This is a genomic window from Streptomyces sp. N35, assembly GCF_016464295.1.
GTDB lineage: Bacteria > Actinomycetota > Actinomycetes > Streptomycetales > Streptomycetaceae > Streptomyces.
The window spans coordinates 1-11,564 of the sequence record NZ_JAEIMH010000148.1; the positions used below are offsets into that span (position 1 = coordinate 1).

The 11,564-nt window shown below is 71.9% G+C and carries 13 protein-coding genes and 1 pseudogene; 6 read left to right on the top strand and 8 right to left on the bottom strand.

Annotated features, from left to right (window positions below):
* From JAO81_RS40435 to ssuE, 3 genes and pseudogenes are all read left to right on the top strand, one after another.
* Positions 1 to 436, top strand: a pseudogene (locus JAO81_RS40435) (FMNH2-dependent monooxygenase); the annotation flags it as partial.
* Between the two features lie 158 nt (positions 437 to 594).
* Positions 595 to 1,713, top strand: a complete 1,119-nt coding sequence (locus JAO81_RS40440) for an LLM class flavin-dependent oxidoreductase (protein ID WP_307814205.1) — start codon at positions 595 to 597, stop codon at positions 1,711 to 1,713.
* A 94-nt stretch (positions 1,714 to 1,807) separates the two neighbouring features.
* Positions 1,808 to 2,365: an NADPH-dependent FMN reductase gene (ssuE, locus tag JAO81_RS40445; RefSeq protein WP_199553007.1), complete on the top strand. Its 558-nt coding sequence runs from the start codon at positions 1,808 to 1,810 to the stop codon at positions 2,363 to 2,365.
* Between the two features lie 155 nt (positions 2,366 to 2,520).
* On the opposite strand, the gene JAO81_RS40450 is transcribed toward ssuE, so the two are convergent.
* The 4 genes from JAO81_RS40450 to JAO81_RS40465 form a co-directional block, all read right to left on the bottom strand.
* A complete protein-coding gene (locus JAO81_RS40450; protein WP_199553008.1) occupies positions 2,521 to 3,309 on the bottom strand; it encodes an ABC transporter permease subunit in 789 nt (262 codons plus the stop codon).
* On the bottom strand, positions 3,306 to 4,235 hold the full coding sequence (locus JAO81_RS40455) for an ABC transporter ATP-binding protein (RefSeq protein WP_199553009.1): 930 nt from the start codon (positions 4,233 to 4,235) through the stop codon (positions 3,306 to 3,308). Before JAO81_RS40455 ends, JAO81_RS40450 begins: the two co-directional genes overlap by 4 nt.
* 85 nt (positions 4,236 to 4,320) lie before the next feature.
* Positions 4,321 to 4,989 (bottom strand): response regulator transcription factor, encoded by a 669-nt coding sequence (locus tag JAO81_RS40460; protein WP_199553018.1) that lies wholly within the window; start codon positions 4,987 to 4,989, stop codon positions 4,321 to 4,323.
* Positions 4,990 to 5,108: 119 nt separating this feature from the next.
* Positions 5,109 to 6,398, bottom strand: a complete 1,290-nt coding sequence (locus tag JAO81_RS40465; RefSeq protein ID WP_307814207.1) for a sensor histidine kinase — start codon at positions 6,396 to 6,398, stop codon at positions 5,109 to 5,111.
* Between the two features lie 226 nt (positions 6,399 to 6,624).
* Between JAO81_RS40465 and JAO81_RS40470 the strand changes: the two genes are divergently transcribed.
* Entirely contained in the window at positions 6,625 to 6,975 is a 351-nt protein-coding gene (locus JAO81_RS40470) for a winged helix-turn-helix domain-containing protein (protein ID WP_199553011.1), read from the top strand.
* Positions 6,972 to 7,229: a hypothetical protein gene (locus JAO81_RS40475; RefSeq protein WP_199553012.1), complete on the top strand. Its 258-nt coding sequence runs from the start codon at positions 6,972 to 6,974 to the stop codon at positions 7,227 to 7,229. Before JAO81_RS40470 ends, JAO81_RS40475 begins: the two co-directional genes overlap by 4 nt.
* Before the next feature lie 70 nt (positions 7,230 to 7,299).
* On the opposite strand, the gene JAO81_RS40480 is transcribed toward JAO81_RS40475, so the two are convergent.
* The 3 genes from JAO81_RS40480 to JAO81_RS40490 all read right to left on the bottom strand — a co-directional run bounded on the left by JAO81_RS40480 (position 7,300) and on the right by JAO81_RS40490 (position 9,561).
* Positions 7,300 to 8,589: an MFS transporter gene (locus JAO81_RS40480; RefSeq protein WP_199553013.1), complete on the bottom strand. Its 1,290-nt coding sequence runs from the start codon at positions 8,587 to 8,589 to the stop codon at positions 7,300 to 7,302.
* Entirely contained in the window at positions 8,586 to 9,122 is a 537-nt protein-coding gene (locus JAO81_RS40485) for a transcriptional regulator (RefSeq protein WP_199553014.1), read from the bottom strand. The genes JAO81_RS40480 and JAO81_RS40485 overlap by 4 nt, the downstream gene beginning before the upstream one ends.
* Before the next feature lie 79 nt (positions 9,123 to 9,201).
* Positions 9,202 to 9,561 carry a metalloregulator ArsR/SmtB family transcription factor gene (locus tag JAO81_RS40490; protein ID WP_199553015.1) on the bottom strand — a complete coding sequence of 120 codons (360 nt, stop codon included), beginning with the start codon at positions 9,559 to 9,561 and terminating at the stop codon, positions 9,202 to 9,204.
* Between the two features lie 119 nt (positions 9,562 to 9,680).
* Between JAO81_RS40490 and JAO81_RS40495 the strand changes: the two genes are divergently transcribed.
* Positions 9,681 to 11,069 carry an MFS transporter gene (locus tag JAO81_RS40495; RefSeq protein WP_199553016.1) on the top strand — a complete coding sequence of 463 codons (1,389 nt, stop codon included), beginning with the start codon at positions 9,681 to 9,683 and terminating at the stop codon, positions 11,067 to 11,069.
* A 93-nt stretch (positions 11,070 to 11,162) separates the two neighbouring features.
* On the opposite strand, the gene JAO81_RS40500 is transcribed toward JAO81_RS40495, so the two are convergent.
* Positions 11,163 to 11,564 (bottom strand): amidohydrolase family protein (locus JAO81_RS40500; protein WP_199553017.1); only part of this gene is annotated, 402 nt, incomplete at its 5' end.

Sequence of the window (11,564 nt, forward strand, 5' to 3'; positions counted from 1 at the left end):
GTCGGGGGCGCGGCGGGCGGTTTTGGCCCCCCGGGAGGCGCCCGGCATCGGCCCCGCCCGGCTGGCGCGCGATGCGCTCCTGGACCGGGTGGCCGAGGCAGGACGCGACCCCCAGGAGGTACGGGTGCTCCTGCGCGTCGCCGTCGATCTCTGCGCCGGGCTCCTGGCGGCCGCCGAGCCGGCCGGCGGGCTCCGCTTCGCCGGGGCGGCCACGGCGCTCGCCCCGCTGCTCGCCCGGTGGCACACGGCGAGCGGCGTCGACGGTTTCCATCTCGTGCCCACCGCTGTCGTGACCGAACTGCCGCTCCTGGTGCACGGCCTCGTCCCCCGGCTGCGCGAAGCCGGGCTGTTCCGGGCCGGCTACACCGGGCGCACGCTGCGCGACCACCTCGGTCTGGCCCGGCCGGCGAGCCGCTACGCGGAGACCGTCCGATGACCACCGACCGAACCACCGCGCCGCGCGGGCAGGTGCGTCTCCCTGACCGAGACCGAACCGCCGCTCCGCGCAGTCAGGTTCATCTCCCTGACCGAACCACCCCTCAGCGCAGGCAGGTTCACCTCGCCGCACATTTCCCGGGCGTCGACAACACCACGGTGTGGACGGATCCCGAATCGGGCAGCCAGGTCGACTTCTCCACGTTCCGGCATCTCGCCCGCACGGCGGAGCGCGGCAAGTTCGACTTCCTGTTCCTGGCCGAAGGGCCGCGGCTGCGGGAACGCGAGGGGCTGATGCATGACCTGGACCTCGTCGGCCGCCCGGACCGCCTGACCGTCCTGAACGCGGTGGCCGCGGTGACGGCGCGTCTGGGCCTGGCCGCGACCGTGAACACGACCTTCAGTGAACCGTACGAACTGGCCCGCCGTCTCTCCTCGTTGGACCATCTGTCGGGCGGGCGCGCGGCATGGAACGTGGTCACCGCCTCGGATGCCTTCACCGGCGAGAACTTCCGGCGCGGCGGCTCCCTGGGCCGCGCCGGCCTCCCCGAAGTTCTCGGCTCCGCTCGAACAGGGGGGGCCCCTATCCGCCGCGCCCCGGAGGTCGTGGACGTGGCCCGCGCGCTGTGGGACGCCTGGCCGCCGGACCGCACCCCGCGCACCGTGCGGCACAACGGCCCGCGGTTCGACCTCGCGGCGCGCCCCGCTCTGCCGCACTCGCCGCAACGGCACCCCGTCCTCATCCAGGCCGGGGACTCCGACGAGGAACGTGAGTTCGCCGCCCGCGGCGCCGACGTCGTCTTCAGCCGCCACGGGAGCCTTGAGGCGGGCCGCGCGTTCCACACCGACGTCAAACGGCGCCTGGCCCGCTACGGGCGCCGGCCCGAGGACCTGTTGATCCTGCCGGCGGCCACGTTCGTACTCGGTGACACGGACGCGGAGGCGCAGGAGCGCGCCGCACACATCCGCCGTCAGCAGGAGGAAAAGCGGCTGTCCATACGGGAGTTGGCCATCGAGCAGACCGCCCGGCAGCCCTTCGTCGGCACCCCGCAGTCCGTGGCCGCGGCCATCGACACTCACGTACAGGCCGAGGCCGCCGACGGCTTCCTCCTCGTGCCGCACCTGACGCCGGGCGGCCTGGACGCGTTCGTCGACCGGGTCGTACCGCTGCTGCAGGAGCGCGGTGTGTTCCGCGCCGACTACGCGGGCACCACTCTGCGCGACCATCTGGGCCTGGCCCGCCCCGGCTCCGTGAGAGAGGAAGGGGCCGCGTCATGAAGTTCCTGGCCCACCGTTCCCCTGGGGCCCGGTGCTCCACGCTCCCGCTCCCGCTACTCCCCTGACGCGCTGACCCACCGAGAAAGGTCCCGCCATGGCCACCATCCTGTCCGTCTCCGGAAGCCCTTCCGCCACCTCCCGTACCGCCCGGCTCCTTCGCCATCTGGACGAACGGCTTGCCTCGCAGGGGCACGAGGTGATTCCCCTGGACGTGCGCACCCTCCCGCCCGAGGCCCTGCTGCACGCCGACTTCGCGCACCCGGCGATCGTCGAGGCCACGGCCCTGTTCGGGCGGGCCGACGGCGTGGTGATCGGCACCCCCGTCTACAAGGCCGCCTACTCCGGTCTCCTCAAGTCCCTTCTCGACCTGCTCCCGCAGTACGCCCTCAAGGACAAGACGGTGCTGCCGCTCGCCACGGGCGGCACCACCTCGCACGTGCTCGCCATCGACTACGCCCTGCGCCCGGTCCTGGCCTCCATGGGGCCCGCTCACATCACGCCCGGCTGGTTCGTCCTCGACCGGCACATCGAGCTGCGGCCGGACGGCGCCGTCATCGTGGAACAGGCGCCTCGGGAGGCCCTTGAACAGGTCACCGACCAGTTCTCGCGCGCGCTCGGCGGTCGTACGACGGTGCTCGCGGCCACCGGGTGAGCGTTTCGGCGGTGAACTGAGCTTCCTGGTCCGACAGTTCCGCGCGCCGAGGCCGGCGAGGGCGATATCGCGCTCGCCGGTGTCACGCTCGCCGGTGTCACGCTCGCCGGTGTCACGCTCGCCGCCACAACGAAAGGAGACGCTCGGACGACCGCTCACACGTCGCGCCGGCGCAGCACTCCCGCGGCGGCGAGTACGAGGACCGCCGTGCAGCCGGCGACGAGGAGCAGCGACGGCCAGGCGCCCAGGCTGCCGACCGCTTCCGCCGACGCGTCCGAGGTCTGCATCAGCTTCTCCAGGGCGGCCGTCGGCGACAGGCCGGCGACCCAGCGCCGGGCGTCACCGAACAGCGGTCCGAACAGGGAGGGCAGGAGCAGCAGACCGATCACCGTGGTGACGGCGCCCGCCGAGTGACGTACGAGCGTGCCGACCGCGAGCCCGAGCAGCGAGGCCACGGCGAACGAGGCCGCGATGCCGAACAGCGCGGGCAGCGGCTCGCCTTGGGCGTACTGTCCGTCCTCGAGCAGCGCGTCGCCCACGAGATAGGCGAGCGTGCAGGAGACGAGAGCGAGCACCGACATCAGGCCCGCGACCAGCGTGCCCTTGGCGGCGAGAACCGTGCCGCGGCGCGGGTTGGCGGCGAACGTGGTGCGGATCGTGCCGCTGCTGTACTCGCCGCTGATCACCAGCGCTCCCACCACCGCCGCCAGCATCTGCGCGGTGACGGACATGGTGAGGCTGCCGCCGAGAACCGTGTCGTCGGGCTGAAGGCTGCTGGTCAGGGCCACGAACACGGCGCCGACGACGGGCATGAGCGCGGTCGCGACGGTGGTCCACACGGTGGAGCGCACACTGCGGAACTTGATCCATTCATACGCGAGGGCCCCCGCGAAACCTGCCCGCGCACCCCTGAGCGCTGTGGTGTCCGTGGTGTCCGTGGTCATCGCAGGGCCTCCTCGGGCCGCCCGGTGGTGCGGTACTCGGCCGAATCCTGGGACAGAGCCGTGTACACCTCCTCCAACGAGGAGTGCGTGGACGTGAGTTGGTGGATCGCGAGGCCGTGCTCATGGGCCAGGTCGCCGATGGCCCGCGCGTCCGGCCCGTCGACCCGCCAGTCACCGCGGGGGTCCATCCGTACGCGGGCGCCCTTGGCTTCGAGCAGCGCGCGCAGCTTCTCCGGCTCGGGGGTGCGCACGAGCGTATGGGCACGGGAGTTGTTCTCGATGAACGCGCGCACCGTGGTGTCCGCGAGCAGCCTGCCCCGGCCGATCACGATCAGATGGTCCGCCGTCAGCTCCATCTCGCTCATCAGATGCGAGGAGAGAAAGACCGTACGGCCGTCGGCGGCAAGGGACTTCATCAGGTCGCGGATCCAGCGGATGCCCTCGGTGTCCAGGCCGTTGACGGGCTCGTCGAGGATCAGCACCTCCGGGTCACCGATCAACGCGGCCGCGATACCGAGCCGTTGGCCCATACCCAGCGAGAAACCCTTGGTGCGCTTACGGGCCGTCGCGGGCGGCAGGCCGACCATCTCCAGGACCTCGTCGACCCGGCGGCGCGGCAGCCCGTTGCTCGCCGCGAGCCCCGTCAGGTGCTGGTAGGCGGTGCGGCCGCCGTGCACGCCCTTGGCGTCAAGGAGCGAGCCGACCGTCCGCAGCGGGGCGGCCAGGTCGCCGTAGCGCCTGCCGCCGACGGTGACCCGGCCGCCGCTCGGGGCGTCGAGCCCGAGGATCATCCGCATCGTGGTGGACTTCCCGGCGCCGTTCGGCCCGAGGAAGCCGGTCACCTTGCCGGGCCGGACCGTGAAGGACAGCCGGTCGACGGCGGTCTTGTCGCCGTAGCGTTTGGTGAGTTGCGTTGCCTCGATCATGTTCTCGACGCTACGGAGCGGGGCGAATCCGGACATCCACCACCGGGAGTCGGCCGCTACTCCCGTGGGAGTAGCCCCTGCGCCCTTACCGCTCGCCCGCCCTCACAAGCCCTGTCTCATACGCGATGACCACCAGCTGGGCCCGATCGCGCGCCCCGAGTTTCGTCATGGCACGGCTGACGTGTGTCTTCGCGGTCAGCGGACTCATGATCAGCTCCTTGCCGATCTCCTCGTTGCTGAGCCCGGCCGCGACCAGGGCCATCACCTCGCGCTCACGGTCGGTGAGCGGGGCGAGCAGCTCGGCGCCTTGGGCCTCGGGGGCCTTGAGCCGGGCGAACTCCTCGACGACGGAGCGCGTGACGGCGGGCGCGAGCAGGCTCCCTCCGGCGGCCACCGTGCGGATCGCCGCGCGCAGATCGTCCGGCTCGATGTCTTTGAGCAGGAAGCCCGCGGCGCCGTGCCGCAGCGCCTCGAAGACGTAGGAGTCCACCTGGTAGGTGGTCAGCATGATCACGCGGACGCCGTCGAGCGCCCGGTCGGCCGCGATCCGGCGGGTGGCCTCGATGCCGTCGACGCCGGGCATGCGGATGTCCATGAGCACGACATCGGGACGGGTGGTGCGCACGGCCTCCACCGTTTTGATCCCGTCCGCCGCCTCGGCGACCACCACCAGGTCGTCGGTCAGATCGAGCAGGGCGCGGAAGCCCGCGCGGACGACGGTCTGGTCGTCGGCGAGCACCACACGGACGGTCATCGCCCTCTCCTCCCGGCCGGTCTTCACGCTCTCCTCCCGGCCGGTCTTCACGCTCTCCTCCCGGCCGGTCTTCACGCTCTCCTCCCGGCCGGTCGACGGTCCCTCCTCCCGGCCGGTCATCACTCCTTCCTCCCGGCCGACACCCCGGCGCCGATCGGCAGTACGGCCCGGACCCGGAACCCGCCGCCGGCGACGGGCCCGTACTCGATGGTGCCGCCCGCGGCCACGGCCCGCTCGCGCATACCGATCAGACCGAAACCACCACCGGCATCGGAGCCGACCGTCGTACCGATGCCACCCGCCGGGAAGGCACCGGGCGGCGCGCACGCACCGTCGTCCACGACCTCGACGACCATCCGTTCGCCCTCGACGCGCACCGACACCGCCGCATGCCGGGCTCCCGCGTGCTTGACCACGTTGGTCAGGGATTCCTGCACGATCCGGTACGCGGCCAGCTCGGCCATCGGCGACACGGCCCCGGTCCCTGCCTGCTCTCCCTGTTCTTCCTGCCCTCCCTGCCCAACCCGTCCTCCCTGCTCTCCCTGCTCCCCCAGCCGCAGCGCGATCTCCACTCCGCTCCCCCGGAACCGCTCGACCAGCTCCGCGAGCCGGGCCAGACCGGGTGCGGGCTCACGCGGCTCACCGTCCTGCGCCCGCAGCACGCTCACCGTGGCCGTCAGCTCCCGTACGGCCTCCTTGCCCGACTCGCGCACCTGCCGCATCGCACGCCGCGACACCTCCGGCCTGGCGTCCAGCGCGTCGAGGGCGACCCCGGCCTGCACGGTCATCGCGGTCACGGTGTGGGCGACGATGTCGTGCAGCTCGCGGGCGATGCGTACCCGCTCCTCGTGCACCCGGCGCGCCGCCTCCAGTTCGCGGTCCTCCTCCGCACGCGCCGCCCTGGCCGCGTACTCGACCATCAACTGCCGTCTCGTCCGCACGACTTCACCGAGCAGCAGCGGTACGAGCGGCCAGATCATCTCCAGGAGCGGCAGCCCCTGCGGGTTCGCCACGTCGTGACCGACCCGCAGGGCGGCCGCGCCCGAGACGAGCGGGGGCACCAGACCGGTCCACAGGGTGGGCCCCCGGCTGCCGGGGACGGCCACCGTGTACAGGGCGACGATCACGGGGAGGTTCAGGAGCTCCCCAATGTGCCCGTACAGCGCCCAGCCCGCGCAGGCCGCGCCGGTGACGGCGACGACCGGCACCGGCCATCTGCGCCGCCACACCAGCGCCCACAGGGAGACGGCGAGCAGCAGCCAGGTGAACCAGTCCGCCTGCCGGTATCCGGGGTCGTTGACTGCCGCGTCGGACGCGGTGAACAGGGCGACCACGGCCACCACGGCGAGGTCCACGACGAGCGGCGGCAGCGCCCGCAGCCGGGCCGCCCAGCGGTCGATGGTCTTCACGCTCCTCACGGTATGGGGGCGATAGCCCCGGCGCATACGCCGCCGGGAGTACCTCGACAGGGCAACCGGAAGACCTCATCGGGGCAACAGCGAGAACCTCATCGGGGGAACCCTGAGACAACCCTGAGAGCCCCCCAGCCTTCCCCGACATGTGTCAGTTTCCTTGGACAGGTGCCGGGTTCGGCGGCCACCGTAGGAACGTCCGCATGCGAGCGAAGGGATCGGCATGACGCACAGCCCGGTCCCCTCGGGGGACGAGTTGCTGAAGATCCTCTCGGCGCTCGGCAATCCGCATCGCCTGCGGATCGTCGCGGCCCTCGCGGGGGGCCGCAACTACGTCAGCGCCCTGGCCCGGGACATCGGGATCGGCCGCCCGCTGCTGCATATGCATCTGCAGCGCCTGGAGGCGGCCGGACTGGTCACCGGGTCCCTGGAGCTGTCGGCGAGCGGCAAGGCGATGAAGTTCTACGAGCTGACCCCGTTCTCGTACGCCCTGACCCCCGAGGTCGTGGCGGCGGCCGCGCAGACGCTCACCGAGCAGGAGAAGAAGACGGCAGTGAAGGAGCAGGCGAAATGAACGGTGGGGACTGGGCGGGAGTGGTCGGGGCCGGCGGCGTCTTCCTCTTTCTGATCGTGGTCGTGTGGCAGATCGCCGCGACCTGGCGGGCCCGCATGCTGGCCGCGCGCGAGGAGCACTACAAGCAGATGGCGCTGAAGTACCAGCAACTCCTCGAGGACAACGTGGAGATACAGCGCCGCACCGTCGAGGAGCTCACCCAGGCCCGGATCTCGGTCGCCTCGATGGAGAAGATGATGCGCGAGATCGAGTGACGGCCGCTTCGGCACCCCGAACCCGCGTCTCGGCACCGCGAACCCGCGTCTTCGGCACCCCGAACCCGCGTCACAACACCTCGGGTGCGCTCTCCTGGGCGGACCCCTTGGACGCCGGGTGATCCGGACCGTCGGCCGCGGCACGCAGCGCCGCTTCGACCCGGCGGTTGCTGGTCATGGAGGCCGTGATGGCCGTCATCGCCAGGAGGAGGCCTCCGGCGGCGTACAGCGGAGTGCGTACGCCGTGGGCGGTGGCCAGCCAGCCGCCGAGGAAAGCGCCGAACGGGGCGGCGCACATGGCCAGCATGCGGGAGGTGGAGGTGACCCGGCCCATCAAGTGGGCGGGGACGATCGCCTGCCGCAGGGAGGGGCCGAGCACCATCGTGGCGCCCATTCCGGCCCCGCAGACGGCAAGCGCGAAGCCGGCCGCGTACGGGTTCGGGGCAGCGGCCAGACCCAGGATGGCGAGGCCTTCGACCGCGGCCGTGCAGGTCATCGCGGTGCCGGTACCCAGCCGCCGGCCGAGGAAGGAGGCGATGCCCGCACCGAGCAGCCCGCCGGTGGCCTCCGCCGTGAGGAGCAGGCCGAAGCCGTAGGTGTCGATGCCGAGACGTTCGTGCGCGAAGAGGGCGAGGACCGTCTCCACGGCGAGGAAGGCGATGTTCCCGACCGCCGGGCGGAGCGCGAGACCGAGCAGCAGCCGGTCACGGAAGACGTACGAAGCACCGGCCCTCGCCTGCCGGAGCAGCGAGGCGCGGACCTCCGGCACCGGCCGGGGCATGGCGGGAAGCGACCGTACGAGCACGGCGGAGACCAGGAACGACACCGCGTCGGCGAGCAGCGGAACGGCCCGTCCGAGCGCGAGCAGCGCACTGCCCGCGGGCGGCCCGGCGAAGCCGGACATGGCGGTCTGGGCGCCGCGCAAGCGGGAGTTGGCGCGTTCCAGGAGTGCGGGGTCGCGGCTCAACAGATCCGGCAGATACGCCGTGGCGGCCGTGTCGAAGAAGAGTCCGCCGAGGCCGAGCAGGAAGGCGACGGCCGCGAGCAGCGGAATGCTCAGCATGTCGAGCAGGCCCGCCGCCGCGGGGATCGCGAGCAGCGCCGCACGCACCATGTCCGCGGCCCACATCGTGCGCCGGCGGTCCCAGCGGTCCACCAGCGCGCCGCCGAGCACCCCGAAGAGCAGCCACGGCAGCGTCCCCGCCGCCGTGACGACGGCGAGCGCCATCGGATCCCTCGTCAGCGTCAACGCGAGCAGCGGCAGCGCGGCATGCGACACCCCGTCACCGAGCGAGGAGATCGTCTGCGCGGTCCACAGCCGTCCGAACCCGGCCGGCAACTTCCGTATGTCCGAGGTCATTTGACTCCACCTGCCTGCTGACGCGGCGCCGGATGGAACAGTGCGAAGACGAGAGAGGCGTCCGGCAGGGACGGATCGGACAGCTCCCGGTACTCGTCCGCCAGCGCCTGCAGCCGCGCGCCCAGCTGCGCGAACTGCTCGTCGGTGAGCCGCAGATGCGCCATCCGTACGTGCCGCTCGCCGTCGGGCGGCGACGCCTCCAGATCCGCCACCGCATGCCGCATCAGCACATCCGGCCCTCCCTCGCCCGGGTCCGGCAGCTCGATCGAGCGCGCGGCCATCGCGTAGTACCGCTCGGTGACCCCCCGCACCTTCCGCGTCCGCACCACCTTCACCAGGCCGGCCCGCTCGAGGAGGCGCACGTGGTAGCTGGAACTCCCCTTCGCGAGGCCCACCCGCTCGGCGATCTGCGTGATCGTCGCCGGCTCGAAGCGGAGCACGGCCATGATCCGATGCCGCGTCAGATTGGATACGGCGCGCAGCTGTTCGTCCGTGGTGACGTGAAATGAATCGGGGAGATCGTCGGTAGGCATGCGCGCAATGGTCAAGGGTTCTTGACCATTGCGCAAGGGAGTTTCACACAGGGGTGCGTACGGACCTCCGGAGCCGCGCTCAGTCGTGCGGAGCCGCCCCGCTCACCCGGTGGTCGGCGTGGCTCAGGGCTTCGATGACCAGACGGCGCAGATGACCGTCACGCAGGCTGTAGTGGATGTGCCGGCCCTCGCGGCGGGTGTCGACCAGGCCCGCGAGGCGCAGCTTCGCCAGATGCTGGCTGACCGCCGTACGGGATGCGGCGCAGCGTTCGGCGAGCGACCCGACGTCCGACTCGCCTTGGGCGAGCAGCCACAACAGGTGCAGCCGGGTCGCGTCCGCGAGCATCGCGAAGACCGCGGTCGCCTCCGCGAGACGCGCGCTGTCCGGAGTCCGCAGATGCGTATCGGGCGCAGGTGATCGGGGCTCGCGAGCTGGCATGACGACAGAGTAGAGCGCGGTGTGCCCGGAGCATGGAAGGCGTCGCCTGCATATGTGCGTAGCTGCGCACCTATGCATACACTCGGGGAGTCGGCCGCACGTCACGCCCGGGAGACGCCATGCTGTCCGTCCTGCGCAACCGCACCTACCGGCAGTTGTTCACCGCCCAGGTCATCGCCCTGGCCGGCACCGGCCTGGCGACCGTCGCGCTCGGGCTCCTCGCGTACGACATCGCGGGCCCGGCGGCCGGCTCGGTGCTCGGCACGGCGCTGGCGATCAAGATGGTGGCGTACGTGGCCATCGCGCCCGTCGTCGGTGCGGTGGCCGGCCGGATACCCCGGCGGGCCCTGATGGCGGGCGCCGATCTGACCCGCGCGGGCGTGGCGCTGTTCCTGCCGTTCGTGACCCAGGTCTGGCAGGTGTACGTCCTGGTCTTCCTGCTGCAGGCCGCGTCCGCCGCGTTCACCCCGACGTTCCAGGCCGTCATCCCCGACGTACTGCCGAAGGAGCGCGACTACACCCAGGCCCTGTCGATGTCCCGGCTCGCCTACGACCTGGAGAGTCTGTTCAGTCCGGCGCTCGCCGCCGTCCTGCTCTCGGTGATCACGTACAACTGGCTGTTCCTGGGCACCATGCTCGGCTTCGCCGCCTCGGCGGTGCTGGTGGTCTCGGCCGTGCTGCCCGCCGCGCGCCCCGCCACCGACGCTCCGGCCGACCGACGGGTGTACGCCAAGGCGACGGAAGGCAGCCGGCTCTTCTTCCGCGAGCCCGCTCTGCGCTCGCTGCTCGCCATGGATGTCGCGGTCGCCGCCGCGGGCGCGCTGGTGACCGTCAACTCGATCGTGTACGTACGGGACTTCCTCGGGCTGTCCGCGGACAGCCTGGCGCTTGCGCTCGGGGCGTACGGCGGCGGGTCGATGAGCGTCGCGCTGGTGCTGCCGCGGGTTCTGGAGCGACGCTCGGACCGCGCCGTGATGCTCGGCGGCGTGCTGACGCTGCCCGTGGCATTCCTCGCCGCCGGCATCATCACCGCGGCACCGGGCGGGAGTTGGCGGTGGCCCGCGCTCCTGGCCACCTGGGCCCTGTTCGGTGCGGCCGGTTCGATGGTGCTCACTCCGGCAGGGCGGCTCATCCGGCGGGCGGTGCCCGACAAGGAACGTACCGCCGCGTTCGCCGCGCAGTTCTCCCTCTCGCACAGCGCCTGGCTGCTCACCTATCCGCTGGCCGGCTGGGTGGGCGCGAGCGCGGGGCTGCGGAGCGCGGTGATCGTTCTGGGCGGTATCGCACTCGGTGCCGCGCTGCTCGCCGTACGCCTGTGGCCCGCCCGGTCCGCTGCCTCTGCCGCTGCCGCCGCCGCCGAAACGCCGAGCCGCGGTCATGTCCACGAGCACGAACACTTCGGCCTGCTCCCCGGCCACCCGCATCTCGCCGGCGCCCGGCGGACCGGGGCCGCCTGGCGGCACAGCCACCACCACTTCGCCGACGAACTGCACGCCGTCCACGGGTGACTTGGGCCCCGGACGGACCCAAGTGCCACGCATCACCCGGCCACGCCGTCCGGAAGCCGGGGCCTCCGGACCGCATGTGCCGGCACGCACCCCTCAGCCGAGGTACTGACTGGTCCCCCGCGCCAGATACGCCCCATGCCCGGCCCGCCCCACGAACTCCCGCTGGTCGATGACGAGTTCGCCGCGCGAAAGCACCGTCTCCACCCGTCCCGTGACCCGCTTCCCCTCGTACGCCGAATAGTCCACGTTCATGTGATGCGTCTCGGCGGACATCACCTGCTCGGCCGCCGGGTCGTAGATCACCACATCCGCGTCCGCCCCCGGCGCGATCGTCCCCTTCTTGCCGTACAGGCCGAACATCCGCGCCGGGGCGGCACAGGCGATGTCGATCCAGCGGCGCCGCGAGATATGCCCGTCGAGGACGGCCTGGTGCAGCAGATCCATCCGGTTCTCCACCCCGGGCATGCCGTTCGGGATCTTCGAGAAGTCGCCGCG